The 16914-nt window shown below is 63.1% G+C and carries 21 protein-coding genes; 12 read left to right on the plus strand and 9 right to left on the minus strand.

What is annotated here, in order from left to right; genetic code table 11:
* The first annotated feature begins 1 nt into the window (after position 1).
* The 9 genes from JHL16_RS14000 to JHL16_RS14040 all read left to right on the plus strand — a co-directional run bounded on the left by JHL16_RS14000 (position 2) and on the right by JHL16_RS14040 (position 7973).
* Entirely contained in the window at positions 2–1153 is a 1152-nt protein-coding gene (locus JHL16_RS14000) for a M24 family metallopeptidase (RefSeq protein WP_200185454.1), read from the plus strand.
* A 4-nt stretch (positions 1154–1157) separates the two neighbouring features.
* Positions 1158–2327 carry a hypothetical protein gene (locus JHL16_RS14005; RefSeq protein ID WP_200185455.1) on the plus strand — a complete coding sequence of 390 codons (1170 nt, stop codon included), beginning with the start codon at positions 1158–1160 and terminating at the stop codon, positions 2325–2327.
* A 144-nt stretch (positions 2328–2471) separates the two neighbouring features.
* A complete protein-coding gene (locus JHL16_RS14010) occupies positions 2472–3404 on the plus strand; it encodes a ribose-phosphate pyrophosphokinase (RefSeq protein WP_200185456.1) in 933 nt (310 codons plus the stop codon).
* A 5-nt stretch (positions 3405–3409) separates the two neighbouring features.
* Positions 3410–4387 carry a threonine ammonia-lyase gene (locus JHL16_RS14015; protein ID WP_200185457.1) on the plus strand — a complete coding sequence of 326 codons (978 nt, stop codon included), beginning with the start codon at positions 3410–3412 and terminating at the stop codon, positions 4385–4387.
* Positions 4388–4512: 125 nt separating this feature from the next.
* Positions 4513–5268 (plus strand): 50S ribosomal protein L25/general stress protein Ctc, encoded by a 756-nt coding sequence (locus JHL16_RS14020; RefSeq protein WP_200185458.1) that lies wholly within the window; start codon positions 4513–4515, stop codon positions 5266–5268.
* Between the two features lie 48 nt (positions 5269–5316).
* Positions 5317–5925: an aminoacyl-tRNA hydrolase gene (gene pth / locus JHL16_RS14025; protein WP_200185459.1), complete on the plus strand. Its 609-nt coding sequence runs from the start codon at positions 5317–5319 to the stop codon at positions 5923–5925.
* Entirely contained in the window at positions 5925–7022 is a 1098-nt protein-coding gene (gene ychF, locus JHL16_RS14030) for a redox-regulated ATPase YchF (RefSeq protein WP_200185460.1), read from the plus strand. Before pth ends, ychF begins: the two co-directional genes overlap by 1 nt.
* A 10-nt stretch (positions 7023–7032) precedes the next feature.
* The gene (locus JHL16_RS14035; RefSeq protein WP_137857300.1) at positions 7033–7485 is read left to right on the plus strand and encodes a MaoC family dehydratase; all 453 of its coding nucleotides are present in this window, start codon (positions 7033–7035) and stop codon (positions 7483–7485) included.
* Positions 7482–7973: a MaoC family dehydratase gene (locus tag JHL16_RS14040; RefSeq protein WP_200185461.1), complete on the plus strand. Its 492-nt coding sequence runs from the start codon at positions 7482–7484 to the stop codon at positions 7971–7973. The genes JHL16_RS14035 and JHL16_RS14040 overlap by 4 nt, the downstream gene beginning before the upstream one ends.
* A 55-nt stretch (positions 7974–8028) precedes the next feature.
* Here the strand turns inward: JHL16_RS14040 and JHL16_RS14045 are convergent, their stop codons facing one another.
* From JHL16_RS14045 to JHL16_RS14055, 3 genes are read right to left on the minus strand one after another with little or no spacing between them, the layout of a single operon-like run.
* Positions 8029–9405, minus strand: a complete 1377-nt coding sequence (locus JHL16_RS14045; protein ID WP_200185462.1) for an ATP-binding protein — start codon at positions 9403–9405, stop codon at positions 8029–8031.
* 12 nt (positions 9406–9417) lie between these two features.
* On the minus strand, positions 9418–10101 hold the full coding sequence (locus JHL16_RS14050; RefSeq protein WP_246770939.1) for a response regulator: 684 nt from the start codon (positions 10099–10101) through the stop codon (positions 9418–9420).
* Positions 10098–10604 (minus strand): MarR family winged helix-turn-helix transcriptional regulator, encoded by a 507-nt coding sequence (locus JHL16_RS14055; protein ID WP_200185464.1) that lies wholly within the window; start codon positions 10602–10604, stop codon positions 10098–10100. Before JHL16_RS14055 ends, JHL16_RS14050 begins: the two co-directional genes overlap by 4 nt.
* Positions 10605–10762: 158 nt before the next feature.
* Between JHL16_RS14055 and JHL16_RS14060 the strand changes: the two genes are divergently transcribed.
* Positions 10763–11650 (plus strand): branched-chain amino acid aminotransferase, encoded by an 888-nt coding sequence (locus tag JHL16_RS14060; protein WP_200185465.1) that lies wholly within the window; start codon positions 10763–10765, stop codon positions 11648–11650.
* Positions 11651–11768: 118 nt separating this feature from the next.
* Here JHL16_RS14060 and moaD read toward each other — a convergent pair whose 3' ends face one another.
* The 6 genes from moaD to JHL16_RS14090 all read right to left on the minus strand — a co-directional run bounded on the left by moaD (position 11769) and on the right by JHL16_RS14090 (position 15962).
* Entirely contained in the window at positions 11769–12023 is a 255-nt protein-coding gene (moaD, locus tag JHL16_RS14065) for a molybdopterin converting factor subunit 1 (RefSeq protein WP_200185466.1), read from the minus strand.
* Entirely contained in the window at positions 12020–12628 is a 609-nt protein-coding gene (gene pgsA, locus JHL16_RS14070) for a CDP-diacylglycerol--glycerol-3-phosphate 3-phosphatidyltransferase (RefSeq protein ID WP_200185467.1), read from the minus strand. Before pgsA ends, moaD begins: the two co-directional genes overlap by 4 nt.
* A complete protein-coding gene (gene uvrC / locus JHL16_RS14075) occupies positions 12625–14550 on the minus strand; it encodes an excinuclease ABC subunit UvrC (protein ID WP_200185468.1) in 1926 nt (641 codons plus the stop codon). Before uvrC ends, pgsA begins: the two co-directional genes overlap by 4 nt.
* Before the next feature lie 142 nt (positions 14551–14692).
* A complete protein-coding gene (locus JHL16_RS14080; RefSeq protein ID WP_200185469.1) occupies positions 14693–15295 on the minus strand; it encodes an ATP-dependent Clp protease proteolytic subunit in 603 nt (200 codons plus the stop codon).
* Positions 15292–15651, minus strand: coding sequence for an SRPBCC family protein (locus JHL16_RS14085; protein WP_200185470.1), 360 nt, complete (start codon positions 15649–15651; stop codon positions 15292–15294). The genes JHL16_RS14080 and JHL16_RS14085 overlap by 4 nt, the downstream gene beginning before the upstream one ends.
* The gene (locus JHL16_RS14090; protein WP_200185471.1) at positions 15648–15962 is read right to left on the minus strand and encodes an ArsR/SmtB family transcription factor; all 315 of its coding nucleotides are present in this window, start codon (positions 15960–15962) and stop codon (positions 15648–15650) included. The genes JHL16_RS14085 and JHL16_RS14090 overlap by 4 nt, the downstream gene beginning before the upstream one ends.
* Positions 15963–16088: 126 nt before the next feature.
* Here JHL16_RS14090 and JHL16_RS14095 point away from each other — a divergent pair, with 126 nt between their 5' ends.
* Positions 16089–16439 carry a DUF6152 family protein gene (locus JHL16_RS14095; protein WP_200185472.1) on the plus strand — a complete coding sequence of 117 codons (351 nt, stop codon included), beginning with the start codon at positions 16089–16091 and terminating at the stop codon, positions 16437–16439.
* Between the two features lie 6 nt (positions 16440–16445).
* Positions 16446–16913 carry a DUF2214 domain-containing protein gene (locus JHL16_RS14100; protein WP_200185473.1) on the plus strand — a complete coding sequence of 156 codons (468 nt, stop codon included), beginning with the start codon at positions 16446–16448 and terminating at the stop codon, positions 16911–16913.
* The last annotated feature ends 1 nt before the right edge of the window (position 16914 follow it).

Here is a 16914-nt window from a genome sequence, read left to right on the forward strand (position 1 = left end):
CATGGCTCTTCATTTCGAGAAGAAAGAATACAAGGCGCGTATCGCCAAGGCGCGGCGTGCGCTGGAGGCCGAAGGCCTCGACGGCCTGCTGATGTTCCAGCAGGAGAGCATGTATTATCTCACCGGCTACGACACATTCGGCTTCTGCTTCTTCCAATGTCTTTATCTCGGCGCGGATGGAAAACTGGCGCTGCTCACCCGTACCCCTGATTTGCGTCAGGCGCAGCACACCTCGATCATCGAAGACATCCGCATCTGGACGGACCAGGCCGGCGCCAGGCCGGCGGCGCAGTTGCGCGACATGCTCAAGAGCCTCGGCGCCAAGGGCAAGCGGCTCGGCATCGAGACCAATTCCTATGGCCTCACGCATTTCAATGGCAAGGCCGTCGAAGCGGCGCTCAAAGGTTTCTGCACGCTTACCGAAGCGACCAATCTCGTCGACCGCATCCGCCTGGTGAAATCGGAAGCCGAGCTGCGCTATGTGCGCAAGGCCGGCAAGCTTGGTGATCTGGCGCTCGAGGCCGGCGTCGCGGAGACGCGTGCCGGTGCGGATGAAGGCCGCATTCTCGCCGCCCAGCAGGCGGCGGTCTTCGCCGGCGGTGGCGATTATCCCGCTAATGAATTCATCATCGGATCAGGCCATGACGCGTTGCTCAGCCGCTACAAAGCCGGCCGCCGCAAATTGGCGAAGCGCGATCAGCTCACCCTCGAATTCGCCGGTGTCTACCGACATTATCACGCGGCCCTGATGCGCACCGTCATCATCGGCAAGCCGAGCAAGACGCATGAGAAGATGGACGAGGCATGCCGCGCGGCGCTCGCCGCTTGCGAGAAGGCGCTGCGCCCCGGCAATGAAGCCGGCGATGTCTTCGACGCACATGCACGGGTGATGGACGAGCACGGCATGAAGGCGCACCGCTACAATGCCTGCGGCTATGCTCTGGGCGCCAAATTCACCCCGAGCTGGATGGATTATCCGATGTTCTTCACCGGCAATCAGACGAAGCTCGCGCCCAACCAGGTCTTCTTTTTGCACATGATTCTGATGGACAGCGACAGCGGCCATGCTTTTAGCCTGGGCAGGACTTATATCATCGGGCATGCTAGGCTTGAGCCCTTGTCCAAATATCCATTGGGGATGATCCTGCGCTGATCCCATGGGCGATGATCGCACCATAAGCTTGCGCCCCTGGCGACAGGGGTTTTTCTGGGCGCTGCTGGCGTTCTGCCTCGTGGCCCTGGCCGGCTGTGGCGGCGGCGGCTCGCAGCCTTTCGCAAAATCGGGAGGTACGCCAGGCCCGAGCGGCAAAACCGTTCCACCGATCGCGCTGGTCGAGGTTACCGGCCTCCCCGCGACGAAGTTGCCGCAATTGAAGGACGCGCTCGCCATTTCGGCCGGCAAGCGCGACATGGCCATAATCGATGGCCGCCTCGATGCCAGCACCTTATCGCTCAGGGGCAATTTCCACATCATCCCGGACACGGCGGCGGTACGGCTCGGTTACAATTGGACTCTGACCGACCCCAATGGCGTCGTCCTGCACACGATTTCAGCCGAGGAAGTGGCCCCGGGCCTGCCGGGTGGTGATCCCTGGGCGCAGGTTACCCCGGCCGTGCTTCAGCGCGTCGCCGCCTATACGGCGGAAAGCCTGTCGAGCCGCCTGTCGCAGCTCGGCTATGCGACCGAAGTGGGCGGCCTGCCGCCACCGCTCGAGACCTATGCCCGAGCCGGCCCGGATGCCGACAAGGACATTGACTACGAGACCCTCAACGGGCCGATGCAGCCGCCGCCCCAGCCCCCAGTCGCGGTGGCCGAGGCGACGCCGGTACCCGCTCCCGACGGTGCGGCCCCCCCGCCTTTGTCCGAAAAGGAATTGGCCTTGGCCGAGACCCAGGAGGCTGAGCCGACGGAGGATCAGGTGGTGGCCGCCTCGGCGAAGCCGATCAAGACCGATGTTACGACCCGTAAAGAGATCACCGCCGTCGCCGTCATTCCCGTCAAGGGAGCCCCCGGCAGCGGCAATTCCGATCTGACTGCGGCCATGCGCCAGACCTTGCAGGATGCCGGCTGGCCGGTGTTGTCCAAGCCGCGCGACGACGCCCTGACCATTGCCGGCAATGTCGAGCTCGGCCCGACGGAGGGGCCGAACCAGAAAGTGGCGCTGGCCTGGGAGGTCAAGACGCATGACGGTAAGACGCTGGGCACCATAAGGCAGGCGAATAACGTTCCGTCGGGTTCTCTCGAGGCGGGCTTTGGCAACAATGCCCTTTTTGCCGCCCAGGCGGCGGCACGCGGAATCTCCGACCTGGTGACCAAATACCGCTGACCGGGCGGGAATCATGCGGGATTTCAAGCCCTTCTAGGCTCCTGTGGACTGTTAAGGAAAATACACGCGCGGCCCTTTGCGCGAGCGCCGCCCTGTTGATATAGAGCCCGCACAGCACTTCCCGCCAACGAGGGCCGGCCCTTCATGAAGATCATCAGCGGAAACAGCAATCGGCCGCTCGCCGAAGCCATTTCCTCTTACCTCAATCTGCCGCAGGCGAAGGCGGTGGTGAAGCGTTTCGCCGACATGGAGATCTTCGTCGAGATCCAGGAGAATGTGCGCGGCCAGGATGTGTTCGTCGTCCAGTCGACATCCTTCCCGGCCAACGACCATCTGATGGAGCTGCTCATCATCATCGATGCGCTGCGCCGTTCTTCCGCGCACCGCATCACGGCCGTGATCCCCTATTTCGGCTATGCCCGCCAGGATCGGAAATCCAGCCCGCGCACGCCGATCTCGGCCAAACTCGTCGCCAATCTCATCACCCATGCCGGCGCCGACCGCGTCCTGACCCTTGATCTCCATGCCGGCCAGATCCAGGGCTTCTTCGACATCCCGACCGATAATCTTTTCGCCGGCCCGGTTCTGGTGCGCGACATCAAGGATCACTACGACCTGCGCAACACGGTGGTGGTATCGCCCGACGTCGGCGGCGTGGTGCGCGCCCGCGCACTCGCCAAGCGGATCGGCACGCCGCTCGCCATCGTCGACAAACGCCGCGACCGTCCGGGTGAATCCGAGGTCATGAACATCATCGGCGACGTCAAAGGCCATTCCTGCATTCTGATCGACGACATCGTCGATTCGGGTGGCACGTTGTGCAACGCCGCCGATGCGCTTTTGGCGCAGGGTGCGAAAGATGTCGCCGCCTACATCACCCATGGCGTCCTGTCGGGCGGTGCCGTTGCGCGCGTCACCTCGTCCAAGCTCAAATCGCTGGTCATCACCGATTCGATCCAGCCGACCGAGGCCGTGAAGGTCGCCCGCAATATCCGCGTCATCTCGATCGCGCCGTTGATCGGCGAGGCGATCGGGCGCACCTCGCGTGAAGAGTCGGTGTCGAGCCTCTTCGACTGAGCACGATGACCATCGATATCGCCGCCGCGGATTTCCTGCGCGCGCATCAGCTTCTCGGCCAGCATCTGCGTCCCTCGCCCGTGATCGAGCTCGACCGCGTGTCGTCGATCTCCGGTCACTCAATCCTCGTCAAGGCGGAAGCGCTGCAGCCGACCGGGTCGTTCAAGATCCGCGGTGCGCTCCACGTGCTGGGCGCGCTTTCGGAAGATGAGCGGCGGCTTGGCGTCATCGCCTATTCGACCGGCAATCACGCCCAGGCCGTCGCCATGGCGGCGCGCCGCTTCGGCACCCGGGCGGTGATCGTCATGTCGCCCGATGCGCCCGAACCCAAGATCGCCGCGACGCGCGGCTTCGGCGCCGAGATCGTGATGGCGGAGCCCACTTCGGCGGCGCGGCGCGCGCTCGCCGAGCAGATCGCGCAGGAACGAGGGCTCAGGCTTGTGCCGCCTTATGACGATGCGCAAGTGATCACCGGCCAGGGCACGATCGCCGTCGAATTGATCCAGCAGCTTGCCAACATGGCGGCGGTTTTCGTCCCGATTGGCGGCGGCGGGCTGATTTCCGGTGTCGCCGCGGCCCTGAAGCAGCTCAAACCCGGAATCCGCGTCATCGGCGTCGAGCCGGAGCTCGAAAATGACGCACAGCAATCCTTTGCAGCGGGCCGGCGGATCGCCCTCCCCGGCCCCAGCGCCAGCAGTGCCGACGCCATCAAGGTCCAGATGGTGGGCGACCTTACCTTTCCGCTGATCCAGCGCCATGTCGACTCTGTCGTAAGCGTCAATGAAGCCCAGATCGCCGAAGCCATGCGCCTCGCCTTGGCCCATGGCCGCCTCTGGCTTGAGCCGGCGGGCGCGGTTGCGCTGGCAGCCGCCCTGACATTTGACGAGCCGACGGGCGGCAAGGCGCCCTTAGTCGCCATCGGCAGCGGCGGCAATGTCGATCCGGACCGGGCCTATCGGCTGGCCGTCGCCAGTCGCGATTAAGGATACTAATCCCATTAGCGCCCTGGGTTGCGTCCTGCGGGGTAAGTCTGTATATCCGCCCGCGCGCGGACGCCGGTCACCCCTGGAGGAAGGTTCGCGCAATCCATATCCAATCGGAGAGTAGAATGTCCAAGATCATTAAGCTTCAGGCCACGGCGCGTGGCGGGGCCGGCAAGGGGGCCGCCCGAGCAGTGCGCCGCGAAGGTCGTGTCCCCGGCGTCGTTTATGGCGACAAGAAGGAGCCCCAGAATATCTCCTTCGCCTATAACGAGCTCCAGCCTCATGTGAATACCGGCCGCTTCATGTCGACCCTCGTCGACCTCGAAGTCGATGGAACCGTGGTGCGCGCCATTCCGCGCGACATCCAGTTCGAGCCGGTGCGCGATTTCATCAGCCATGTGGACTTCCTGCGTCTCGGCAAGGGCGCCCGCATCCATGTCGAAATCCCGGTTCACTTCAAGAACCACCTCGACTCGCCCGGCATCAAGAAGGGCGGCGTGCTGAACATCGTCCGCCACGAGATCGATCTCTACTGCCCGGCCGACTTCATTCCGGACGAGATCCTGATCGACCTCACCGGTCTCGAGATCGGCCAGTCGATCCACATCTCGGCGGTGAAGCTGCCCGAGAACGTGACTCCGGCCATCCGCGAGCGTGACTTCACGATCGCGACGATCGCCGCTCCGGCCGGCCTCAAGGAAGAGGAAGCCGCCGCTGCCGAAGCACCGGCCGCGGAAGTTCCGGCGACCGCCCAGAAGGCGCCTCCCGCCGCTCCGGGTGCCGCTCCCGCCGCTGGCAAGGACGCCAAGGCTGGCGCCGCTCCGGCCGGCAAGGCCGCGGCAGCCGCTCCGGCCGCCAAGGCCGGCGACAAGAAGAAGTAACCCTTCTCTCCCCGCGTCGAACGTCGCGGGGAGTTTCAGGAGGGCGCGATGCTTCTTCTCGTGGGCCTCGGCAATCCCGGGTCGAAATATGCCGGCAACCGGCACAACATAGGTTTCATGGCGGTGGACTCGATAGTCCGCCGCCATGGTTTCGGCCCATGGCGCAAGCGCTTCCAGGGCGAAACCGCCGAAGGCACGCTCGCCGGTGAACGCATCCTTGCCCTCAAGCCTCTCACTTACATGAATGAATCTGGCCGCGCCGTCGGCGAGGCGATGCGCTTTTACAATCTGGTACCCGCCGATGTCGTGGTCTTGCATGACGAGATCGACCTGCCTCCCGCCAAGGTCCGGGTGAAGACGGGTGGCGGCAGCGCCGGCAATAACGGCATCCGCTCGATAGACGCGCATATCGGCAATGACTATCACCGCGTGCGTTTGGGCGTCGGCAAGCTCGACGTCAAAGGCATGGCGCATGTTCATGTGCTGGGCGATTTCAGCAAGGCCGACAAGCAGTGGCTCGATCCCTTGATCGACACGCTTGCCGACAATGCCGACCTGCTCGCCAAGCGTGATTTTGCGACTTTTCAGAACAGGGTGCATCTGGCACTCACGCCCGAGCCGGAGAAACCGAAGCCGGGCAAGAAGGAGACGGAATAATGGGTTTCAAATGCGGCATTGTCGGTCTGCCGAATGTCGGCAAGTCGACCTTGTTCAATGCCCTCACCCAGACGGCGGCGGCGCAGGCGGCGAATTATCCCTTCTGCACCATCGAGCCCAATGTCGGTGATGTCGGCGTCCCCGATCCGCGCCTCGATCGTCTGGCGGCAATCGCCAAGAGCGGTCAGATCATTCCGACGCGGCTGACCTTCGTCGACATCGCCGGCCTGGTGCGCGGCGCTTCCAAGGGTGAAGGGCTCGGCAATCAGTTCCTCGCCAATATCCGCGAGGTCGATGCCATCGCCCATGTGGTGCGCTGCTTCGAGGATGGCGACGTCACCCATGTCGAAGGCGGCGTCGATCCGATCCGGGACATCGAGACGATCGAGACCGAACTGATGCTGGCCGATCTCGACAGCCTCGAGAAACGCGCCGTCAATCTCGAGAAGAAGCTACGCGGCGCCGACAAGGAAGCCAAGGAACAATACGACCTCGTCAAGCGCGCCCTCGTGCTGCTGCAGGAAGGCAAGCCCGCCCGCCTCGTCGAGCGCAAGCCCGAGGAAGAAAAGACTTTCCAGATGCTGGGCCTCCTGAGCTCGAAGCCGGTGCTCTATGTCTGCAATGTCGAAGAGGCTTCCGCCGACAAGGGCAATGATTTTTCGGCCAAAGTCATGATACGCGCCAAGGAGGAAGGCGCCGAAGCCGTCGTCGTGTCGGCCAAGATCGAAAGCGAGATCGCGGTTCTGCCTCTGGCCGAGCAGAAGGACTATCTCGACACGATCGGCCTCGCCGAGCCCGGCCTCAACCGCGTGATCCGCGCCGGCTATGAGCTTCTCCATCTCGTGACCTATTTCACCGTCGGCCCCAAGGAGGCGCGCGCCTGGACCATCACCAAGGGCACCCGCGCGCCGCAGGCCGCCGGCGTCATTCACACCGACTTCGAGAAGGGTTTCATCCGCTCGGAAACCATCGCCTATGACGATTATGTCGGCCTCAATGGCGAGGCCGGCGCCCGTGATGCCGGCAAGCTCCGTCTCGAGGGCAAGGAATATATCGTGCAGGACGGCGACGTTCTGCATTTCCGCTTCGCGAACTGAGGCGGAAGCAATGTCCGATCTTCTCCACTTTGAGGACTTCACCGTCGGAGAGAGTTGGGATCTCGGCACCTATGATGTGAAGGCCGACGAGGTCAAATCCTTCGCCCGTGAATTCGACCCGCAATTCTTCCATCTCGACGAGGAGCGGGCCAAATCCTCCGTCCTCGGAGGGCTTTCGGCCTCAGGCTGGCACAGCTGCGGCATGCTCATGCGCATGATGGTCGACGGGTATCTCGCCCGCACCGCCGGCATGGGTTCGCCCGGTCTCGACGAGATCAAATGGCTAAAGCCCGTTTATGCGGGCGAGACCTTGCGCGGACGGATGACCGTGCTGGCCAAGCGCCAGTCCAAGAGCCGTCCGGAAATGGGGCTCGTCACCATGCGCTGGGAAGCGCTTTCAACGCAAGGCGAGGCGAAGGTCGACATGACCGGCGTCAATCTGATCAAGGTGCGCGCGCCATGATGGGGCTTTATTACGAAGAATCGGAGATCGGCCAGAAATGGCGTCTCGGCTCCTATCATTTTACCCGCGAGGCGGTCTTACGCTTCGCCCGCGCCTATGATCCGCAGGTCTTTCACATCGACGACGACGCGGCCGCGGAGAGTCATTTCGGCCGTCTGGCCGCGTCCGGCTGGCACACCGCCTCCGGCTGGATGCGCTGCTATGTCGAGGCCGACGATACCGCCCGCAAAGCGCGGATCGCCCAGGGCGACGTGCTGCCCGAGCACGGCCCCTCGCCCGGCGTCACCAACCTCAAATGGATCAAGCCGGTCTATCCGGGCGACACGGTCACCTATTGGATGGAGATCACCGCCAAGCGTGAGATGGCGTCGCGGCCGCGCTGGGGCCTCGCCACCAAACACAGCGAAGGCTTCAACCAGAATGGCGAGCTGGTTTTCGCTTTCGACGGCAAGGTGATGGTCCAGCGCAAGAGCGCTCTATCTCTTTGATTTTGCGCATCGGCTAATCCGAGAACCGCACACACTTCTCGGGCCGATGCGCTGATCACACTGGGATCTTCACGACAGCTCTAAGGCCTCCGAGCGGACTGTCTTCGAGCGTGATGTCGCCACCATGCGAGCGGGCGATGTCGCGGGCGATCGAGAGACCGAGGCCGGTTCCCGGCTCGTCCTGATTGCGCGCCTCATCGAGCCGGAAGAACGGCCGGAACACGTCCTCGCGCATATTGGCCGGGATGCCTGGCCCGTTGTCATCGACGGTGATGTAGAGCCGGCTGCCCTTCACCCTGGCCTTGACGGCAATCTCCTGGCCGAAGCGCGCCGCATTGGCGATCAGGTTGAGCACAAGGCGGCGAAACGCATTGGGCTTGACCTTGGCGACGAGATCGGGCGACACGTCGACCTTCACCTGCGAATGCGGCCGGGCGCCGCTTTTCACAGCGCCGGCGACCATCTGCGCAATATCGCTGGGCTCGGCCTTCTCGCCGCCGGCGCCGCGGGCGAAGTTCATATAGGCTTCGAGCATCGTCTGCATTTCCTCGACATCGCCCTTGAGCGCCTTCACCTTGGCATCGTCGCCGAGAAAGGCGAGCTCGAGCTTGAAGCGCGTCAGGATGGTGCGCAGATCGTGGCTCACCCCCGCCAGCATCGCCGTGCGCTGCTCGACATGGCGCTCGATACGATCCTTCATATTGAGGAAGGCTTGCGCCGCCTGACGCACTTCAGTGGCGCCGCGCGGCACGAAATGGCTGACATCGTGGCCGAGGCCGAAGCTCCGCGCCGCATGGGCGAGCTCGAGGATGGGCTTGATCTGCTTGCGCATGAAGACGATGGCGATGGCGAGCAGGACGAGCGAGGACACCAGCATCCACATCAGCAGTGAGTTGGTGTTGGCCGCGAAGGCCCGCTCGTCATTGGGCAGGAACCGGAAGACGGTTCCCTTCTCGGGCTCGACGCGGATTTCGACGTAGCCCGGATAGCTGGTGCTGTCGATCCAGGCCGGCAGGCCCTCATGATCGAGATAGCGGCTGAGGCGCGTGTCGACGATCGACAGCCAGGGCGCCGGCTTCGGTGGCGGCAGTGATGCGTTGTTCTCGATCTCGAGCCTCAGGCGCAGGCGCTTGTTCACCATCTCGGTGAAGCCGGCGACCGCCGCGGGCGTTTTCTCCGTCTTGCCATAGAGCTCGATGACCAGCGAGATATCGCGCGCCAGTGAACGGGCGAGCACCCTCGTCACATTGTCCCAATGGCGGTCGAGGATGATACCCACCATGATGCTCTGCAAGAGGACGATCGGCGCCACGACGATGATGAGCGAGCGCTGATAGAGCCCGGCCGGAAGATAGCGCTCGAGAAACCGGTTGAAACGCCAGTAGAGCGTCGGTCGCTCGATCTTGGGGTCGGTCTCGGTGACGGCACTCATGCATTTATCCTGCTAATCGATATGCAGAGTATAGCCCGCCCCGCGCACGGTTTGCAGATAAACTGGATTGGACGGATCTTCCTCGATCTTCTGGCGCAGGCGGTTGATCTGGACATCGACGGTGCGTGCATTGTCCTCCGCCCCATCGGGCGAGAGATCCCCGCGGGTGATCGGCTGACCGGCATTCTGCACGAACAGCCGCAGCAATTCACGCTCACGCGTCGTGAGCTTGACGAGTTCACCATTGCGCCGGAGCTCGCCGCGCGTCAGGTTGAATTGGCAGGCGCCGAAGCGGACATCGACCCGCTGGTCGGACGGCGGCGCGGAACGGCGCAGCAGATTCTGCACCCTGAGCAAGAGCTCGCGCGGCTCGAACGGCTTCGGCAGGTAATCGTCGCTGCCCGCCATCAGGCCATTGATGCGATCCTCGATCTCGGACAGCGCCGAAAGCATGAGGATTGGAATGCGCTCCTTGGCGCCGCGCAACGATTGCGCCAGCGCTGTGCCGCTTTCGCCCGGCATCATCACATCGAGGATGAGAAGGTCGAATGCAAGGCCGCGCATCTTCTCGCGCGCCACCGCCGCCGTCGGCGCCACGCTGACGCGAAAGCCATTCTCCGCCAGATAGGACTGCAGCAGCTCGCGGATACGGCGATCGTCGTCGATCACCAGGATATGCGGCTTCTCCTCACTCATTCCGGCTTGGCCTGTGTCGTGCGGCTGGTGAGCCATTCGCTCACCGAGCGGCGGTTCTCAGGGTTGATCAGGTGATAGAGCACCTTGCGATAATTGGGTTCGGCTTCTTCCCCCGCCTCGCTGAGCGCGCGGATGATCCGCTCGGCCTGCGGCGCCATCAGCTTGAGGCGCAAGGCCTCACCTTCCTGGGTGAGGAACAGAAGCCGCTGCCGCCGGTCGGTGTCGCCCGGCCGCTGAAAGACGAGATCCTTCTCGATGAGATCGCGCAGCACCCGGCCGAGGCTCTGCTTGGTGATGCCCAGGATGCCCAAGAGCTGCGCCACCGTCATGCCAGGGTTGCGGCCGACAAAATGCACGACGCGATGATGCGCCCGCCCGAATCCCCATTCCTCCAGTATCGCATCGGGATCGCTGGTGAAATCGCGATAGGCAAAGAACAGGAGCTCGATCAGGCTGACGATTTCCTCGTCGCCCACATCGTGCTCAGAAATTATGTCAGCCATATTGACGTATTTTCCGAAGTTTGTTACAAGACATCACAATCGCAAGAAACCTTGTTGCGTCATCAGGGCCGAATATTCGGACAGCCGTGATGACATATAGGCCGAACCGAGGCTGCGTGCAAAAATGCCGAGCAGCCGGATAGATGGGAGTAGCTGCCATGTCGATCGTTCCTTTTGACCAGCGTGAAGGCGTCATCTGGATGAATGGCGAATTCGTGCCGTGGAAGGACGCCAAGGTCCATGTACTCACCCATGGCCTGCATTATGGCAGCGGCGTCTTCGAGGGCGAGCGCGCTTATGGCGGCGAGATTTTCAAGCTCACCGAGCATACGCAGCGCCTCTTCGACTCCGCCGAGATGCTCGACATGAAGATCCCCTTCACCGTCGCCGAGATCGACGCCGCCTGCCGCGAGACGCTGAAGCGTCAAGGCTTCGCCGACGCCTATGTCCGCCCCATCGTCTGGCGCGGCTCGGAAATGATGGGCGTCGCCGCCCAGAACACCAAGATCAATGTCGCCATCGCCATCTGGCAGTGGCCGTCCTATTTCGATCCGACGCAGCTCGAAAAGGGCATCCGTCTCGACATCGCGGAATTCCGCCGTCCCGACCCGATGACCGCGCCGTCCAAGGCCAAGGCCGTCGGCCTCTATATGATCTGCACCATCTCCAAGCATAAGGCCGAGCGCAAAGGTTATGCCGATGCGATGATGCTCGACTGGCGTGGCCAGGTCGCCGAATGCACCGGCGCCAATATCTTCTTCGTGAAGAATGGTGAGATCCACACGCCGACGCCGGACTGCTTCCTCGATGGCATCACGCGGCGCACCGTCATCGGCCTCGCTCAGAAGCGTCAGCTCAAGGTGATCGAGCGCGCCATCATGCCGGAGGAGCTTGCGGGCTTCGAGCAGTGTTTCATCGTCGGCACCGCCGCCGAAGTGACCCCGGTCGGCGAGATCGGCCCCTACAAGTTCAGCGTCGGCGACCTGACCCGGACGCTGCGCGTCGACTATCTCAACGAAGTGCAGCCGAAGAAGAAGGCGGCCTGAGGGTTTTCATCAAGTAACGAATTCGCGCGGAAGCACCTTCCGCGCGCTTTTTGTTTTCGCAAAACCCGCCATGCCTTGGTGGTAGCGACTGACCGCTTCGATACGAGGATCGCGAGGCCTATCCTCCGGTCACCGGTGGGAAGAAGGCGATCTCGCGGGCGCCCGTGATCGGTGCGTCGAGGGGCGCATGCGCCTGGTCGATGGCGGCGCGGATGATGCGCGGGTCGGCGAAAGCCGAGGCATAGGCCTCGTCGCGGCCTTTCAAAAAATCGATCAGCATGCTGACGGTCGTGATTTCGGCCGGGAGAGCGATCTCCTCTTCCCCCTTGCCGATGATCTGACGCATGCGAGCGAAATAGAGGAGTTTTGTCACTTGTCGTCCATCACATGGCCGATGCCGGCGCGGAAGTAGTCGTAGCCTGTATAGAGGGTGAGCGCCGCGGCGATCCACAGGCAGAACAGGCCGAACTCGCTGACATAAGGCACGATCTTGTCACCGGCAGGCCCGGCGATGAGGAAGCCGATGGAGATCAATTGCACCGTGGTCTTCCATTTGGCAACCTTGGTGACCGGCACGGAGACGCGCAGCTCGGCCAGGAATTCACGCAGGCCCGACACCAGCACCTCGCGGGTGAGGATGATGATGGCGGCCCAGATATGGGCGTCATCGATGGTCCGGTCGGTGGTGAGCACCAGGAGCACCACCGCCACCAGCACCTTGTCGGCGATCGGGTCGAGCATGCGCCCAAGCGCCGATTGCTGGCCCCAACGCCTCGCCAGATATCCATCGAAGAAATCCGTAATGGCGGCGGCGATGAAGAGAGCGAGCGCCGTCCAGCGCGCCGCATCGCCGCCCCAAAGGACGAGGCCCGCGACCACCGGCACGGCGATGAGCCGGCCATAGGTGAGCAAATTGGGCAGGCTCAGCGCATGGCGCTGGCTTTCTTTCTGGGCCAATTTGGTCACCGCGTCGCTCATGAAGCGCCCTCGTGGAAGTGGTCATAGATAGCCTGGGCCAGAGCGTAATTCACCCCTTCAACCTTTGCCAAATCGGCAAGGCTGGCCCGCGCCACCGCTTTGGCCGATCCAAATGCCTGTAATAAGGCTTTTTTGCGAGTCGGGCCAATGCCGGCGATCTCGTCGAGCGGGTTGAGCGAGATCGCCTTGGCGCGCTTGGCCCGGTGGCTGCCGATGGCGAAGCGGTGCGCCTCGTCCCGGAGCCGCTGAATATAGTAAAGAACCGGATCGCGCGCCTCGATCATGAAGGACGGCTTGTCCGGCACATAGAAGTGCTCCCGGCCGGCATCACGGTCGGGTCCTTTGGCGACGCCGGCGATGCAGAGATCGGCAATGCCGAGATCGGCCAGCACGGTGCGCGCCGCGCTAAGCTGGCCCTGCCCGCCGTCAATGAGCACCAGATCCGGCCAGGCCTGCGGCTGGTCCGGGCCGGCCTCACTGGCGGGCTCGCGTTCACCATGTTCCTTGAGGAGCCGCGAGAAGCGCCGCGTCAGCACCTCGCGCATCATGCCGAAATCGTCTCCGGGGGTAAGGTCCTCGGCCCGGATATTGAACTTGCGGTATTGCGATTTGAGGAAGCCTTCGGCGCCGGCCACGATCATGCCGCCCACCGCTTGCGCGCCCTGGATATGGGAGTTGTCATAGACCTCGATGCGCCGCGGCGGCTCGGCGAGGCCAAAAACACGCGCCACCCCGGCGAGGAGCTTCGCTTGCGAGGAGGACTCGGCAAGCTTGCGGCCCATGGCCTCACGCGCATTGGTGACGGCGTGCTCGACCAGCGCCCGCTTCTCGCCCCGCTGCGGCACCGCGATCTCGACCTTGCGCCCGGCATGGGTGGCGAGCGCCTCTTCGAGAAGCGCCGTCTCCTCGATCTCGTGCGACAGCAGGATCAAGGGTGGAATGGGCTTGTCGTCATAGAACTGCGCCAGGAACGAGCCCAGCACCTCGGCCACCGGCAGCGACTTGTCGGCGCGCGGGAAATACGGCCGGTTGCCCCAGTTCTGGCCGGCGCGGAAGAAGAACACCTGGATGCAGGTCTGCCCGCCTTCCTGCGCGAGACCGAAGACATCGGCCTCCTCCACCCCTTGCGGGTTGATGCCCTGCTCGGAGGTGACGAAGCTCATCGCCTGGATGCGATCGCGATAACGCGCCGCGCTTTCGAAATCGAGCCGCTCGGAGGCCTCTTCCATCAGCTTGGCGAGCTCGGCTTTCACCGTCTTGCTCTTGCCGTTGAGAAAGGCTTCCGCTTCCTTGACCAGCTCATTATAGGGGCCAGGCTCGATCACGCCTGTGCACGGCGCCGAGCATCGCTTGATCTGATAGAGAAGGCAGGGCCGCGTGCGGTTCTCATAGACGCTGTCGGTGCAGGAGCGCAGAAGAAAGGCCTTCTGCAGGGCATTGATGGTGCGGTTGACCGCCCCCGCCGAGGCGAAGGGGCCGAAATAATTGCCTTTATGCGAGCGGGCGCCGCGGTGTTTGACGATCTGGGCGACCTCGTGATCCTTGCGGATGAGGATATAGGGAAAGGACTTGTCGTCGCGCAGCGAGACATTGAAGCGCGGCCTGAGCTTCTTGATCAGATTGGCTTCAAGGAGCAGCGCTTCCGCTTCGGTCTCCGTCGTTACGAATTCCATCGTCGCGGTCAGCGAGATCATCGCCGCGATGCGGTTGCTATGCCCGCCAAGCCGGACATAGTTCGAAACGCGGTTCTTCAGGCTGCGCGCCTTGCCGACATAGAGGACGTCACCCTTGACGTCGAACATCCGGTAGACGCCGGGCCGGTTGGGCAACGTCTTCAGATGGGCGCGGATCACATGCGGGCCGGGGCCCTCTTTGACGCCCTCCTCACCTTCTTCCGCAATAATGTCTTCCGGTTCGTCCATGGGCCCCAATATCGTGATTCTGCGAGGTTTTCGCAAATAGCACGATGGCCTGCCGGGAAATGGCAGGACGGAGCGCGTGATCAGGAAAAGTGGATGCCGGTTTTCCGTCCGATCACGCGCAAACAGAGATGACGACGCAGCGTCAGGCGGCGGCTTGGCCGACCCTCACCTCATAGACATGGTCGACAAGGCCCCAGTTCTTCGCCTCCTCGGCCGTCAGGAAGAAATCGCGGTCGAGGGTACGCTCGACCTCCTCCAGGCTGCGTTTACAGTGCTTGGCATAGAGGCCGATCATCCGCTTCTTCATCTTGACGATGTCCTCGGCGTGGCGCTCGATGTCCGAGGCTTGGCCCTGGAAGCCGCCTGAGGGCTGGTGCAGCAGGATGCGGGCATTGGGCAGCGAGATGCGCTTGCCCGGCGCGCCCGCCATCAGCAGGAACGACGCCATCGAGGCGGCGAAGCCCATGCACACCGTGGAGACCGGGCATTTGATATATTGCATCGTGTCATAGATCGCGAAACCGCTCGTCACCACGCCACCCGGCGAATTGATATACATGGCGATTTCCTTGCCCGGCGCCTCGGCTTCGAGGAACAGCAATTGCGCGCAGATGATCGCCGACATGTTGTCGTCGATCTGGCCGTTGAGGAAGATGATGCGTTCACGCAGCAGCCTGGAGAAGATGTCGAACGAGCGCTCGCCACGGCTCGACTGCTCGACGACGACGGGGACGAAGTTGCTCATGCCGCCCTCATCATCAGCATGGCGCCGTTGTCATTGGCGGCCTGGAGGGCGACGGTCGCAAAGCCCGCATGGACGATGCGCAAGTGCGTGCCGCCCGCGTCGGTCGGCGAAAGCTCGAAAGTGACGACGGTGTCGAGGCCCTGGCCGAAGCCGTCGCGTTCATCGTCCCGGCTCCTCCAGGAACAGCGCAAGAACCGCTCGGGCTCGGCCTCCAGGACGCGGCAATCGACGTCATCGGGCACCAGCCACTGGGCAACGAGATCCGGCTCGGTCAGCGCCCGCCATACTTTCTGGGGCCTTTCTTCGAGATCATATTCGCTGACGATCACATCATCCGACTTGGTTTGGCTGGTCATGGATCCATTCCCTTGAGGACATCTTTCAGTTTCTCGATCCGCTCGGGCCAGAAGGCCCGGTAACGCTTGACCCAGCTCAGTAGCGGCGCGATGCCCTTGGGATCGGCGCGGTAATAGGCGAAGCGGCCTTCTCGGCGCTCGGCTACGAGCCCCGCCCCTTTGAGCGCCGCCAGGTGCTGCGAGATGGCGGGCTGCGACACCGCGAAATGGCTCTTGAGCTCCCCGACACTCATTTCCCGCGCCGCCACCCTTTCAAGGACGGCGCGCCGTGTCGGATCCGCCAGAGCGCGGAAGACCTCAGATTCGATCATGCTCAACATATAAGTACACACTTATGCAAAAGGCAAGCCTCATCACAATCGCGGGAGCCGGAGCCTTCGGCATTGTTCCTGAGACTTCACCCCTTAAGCTTGGCGTGACGGCCCTAGGAGGAGCATATGCGCGCAAAACTGGTCACCTCCCTCGTCTTCCTGATCGGCGCCACCGCCGCCGCCTCGGCACATCATGGTTGGGGCAGCTACGACTCGGCCAAGAAGTTCACCATCGAAGCGCCGGTCGAAATGATCGCCTGGCAGAACCCGCATGCCCATGTGATGCTCAAATACCAGGACGCGACCTGGGAGATCACCTTGGCGCCGATCTCACGCATGCAGAACCGTGGCCTGAGCGAGGAGATGCTGAAGGCCGGCACGGTCATCACCGCCGAAGGTTATCCCTCGACCAGGCGCGAGCATGAGATGCGGGCAGAGCGCATCACCGTCGGCGGCAAGGTCTTTGAGATGCGCTGACCGCAAATGTGGGAGAGTTTCCTCCAGGGCCTTGAATTCTCGAGCCTCGGTTTTGCCGCGCGGGGATCGGTCTGGCTCTATCCGCTCGCCAATCTCTGCCACGTGGTCGGCGCCAGCTTGCTGGTGGGCGCGATCCTGGTTTTCGACATCCTGCTGCTGCGCAACCGCTTCGACCTCGCGGCCACGATCTCGCCCGTGGCCCTCGGCGTCGCGGCGACTGGCCTCGTCCTGCTCCTGGTCACCGGGCCGGTCATGTTCAGCGCCGAAGCGACGGCCTTCGGGCGCAACCCGATCTTCCTCGCCAAGATGGCTTTCATCACAGCGGGTTTCGCCAATCTCGCCTTCTATCATTGGGCCAGACGAAGAGCGGTTCTCACGCCGGCGATCCCCGCCAATGCCCGCTTTCATGCCGCCTTTTCCGCCGGCATCTGGATCCTGGCCGTCATCGCCGGCCGCTCGATCGCCTATGTCTGAG

The organism is Taklimakanibacter albus (genome assembly GCF_016595235.1).
Lineage (GTDB): Bacteria > Pseudomonadota > Alphaproteobacteria > Rhizobiales > Aestuariivirgaceae > Taklimakanibacter > Taklimakanibacter albus.

Bases quoted from the DNA above. Each gene is read 5' to 3' on its own strand.
- JHL16_RS14000 (WP_200185454.1), top strand. From the start codon at position 2: ATGGCTCTTCATTTCGAGAAGAAAGAATACAAGGCGCGTATCGCCAAG.
- JHL16_RS14005 (WP_200185455.1), top strand. From the start codon at position 1,158: ATGGGCGATGATCGCACCATAAGCTTGCGCCCCTGGCGACAGGGGTTT.
- JHL16_RS14010 (WP_200185456.1), top strand. From the start codon at position 2,472: ATGAAGATCATCAGCGGAAACAGCAATCGGCCGCTCGCCGAAGCCATT.
- JHL16_RS14015 (WP_200185457.1), top strand. From the start codon at position 3,410: ATGACCATCGATATCGCCGCCGCGGATTTCCTGCGCGCGCATCAGCTT.
- JHL16_RS14020 (WP_200185458.1), top strand. From the start codon at position 4,513: ATGTCCAAGATCATTAAGCTTCAGGCCACGGCGCGTGGCGGGGCCGGC.
- pth (WP_200185459.1), top strand. From the start codon at position 5,317: ATGCTTCTTCTCGTGGGCCTCGGCAATCCCGGGTCGAAATATGCCGGC.
- ychF (WP_200185460.1), top strand. From the start codon at position 5,925: ATGGGTTTCAAATGCGGCATTGTCGGTCTGCCGAATGTCGGCAAGTCG.
- JHL16_RS14035 (WP_137857300.1), top strand. From the start codon at position 7,033: ATGTCCGATCTTCTCCACTTTGAGGACTTCACCGTCGGAGAGAGTTGG.
- JHL16_RS14040 (WP_200185461.1), top strand. From the start codon at position 7,482: ATGATGGGGCTTTATTACGAAGAATCGGAGATCGGCCAGAAATGGCGT.
- JHL16_RS14045 (WP_200185462.1), bottom strand. From the start codon at position 9,405: ATGAGTGCCGTCACCGAGACCGACCCCAAGATCGAGCGACCGACGCTC.
- JHL16_RS14050 (WP_246770939.1), bottom strand. From the start codon at position 10,101: ATGAGTGAGGAGAAGCCGCATATCCTGGTGATCGACGACGATCGCCGT.
- JHL16_RS14055 (WP_200185464.1), bottom strand. From the start codon at position 10,604: ATGGCTGACATAATTTCTGAGCACGATGTGGGCGACGAGGAAATCGTC.
- JHL16_RS14060 (WP_200185465.1), top strand. From the start codon at position 10,763: ATGTCGATCGTTCCTTTTGACCAGCGTGAAGGCGTCATCTGGATGAAT.
- pgsA (WP_200185467.1), bottom strand. From the start codon at position 12,628: ATGAGCGACGCGGTGACCAAATTGGCCCAGAAAGAAAGCCAGCGCCAT.
- uvrC (WP_200185468.1), bottom strand. From the start codon at position 14,550: ATGGACGAACCGGAAGACATTATTGCGGAAGAAGGTGAGGAGGGCGTC.
- JHL16_RS14080 (WP_200185469.1), bottom strand. From the start codon at position 15,295: ATGAGCAACTTCGTCCCCGTCGTCGTCGAGCAGTCGAGCCGTGGCGAG.
- JHL16_RS14085 (WP_200185470.1), bottom strand. From the start codon at position 15,651: ATGACCAGCCAAACCAAGTCGGATGATGTGATCGTCAGCGAATATGAT.
- JHL16_RS14090 (WP_200185471.1), bottom strand. From the start codon at position 15,962: ATGATCGAATCTGAGGTCTTCCGCGCTCTGGCGGATCCGACACGGCGC.
- JHL16_RS14095 (WP_200185472.1), top strand. From the start codon at position 16,089: ATGCGCGCAAAACTGGTCACCTCCCTCGTCTTCCTGATCGGCGCCACC.
- JHL16_RS14100 (WP_200185473.1), top strand. From the start codon at position 16,446: ATGTGGGAGAGTTTCCTCCAGGGCCTTGAATTCTCGAGCCTCGGTTTT.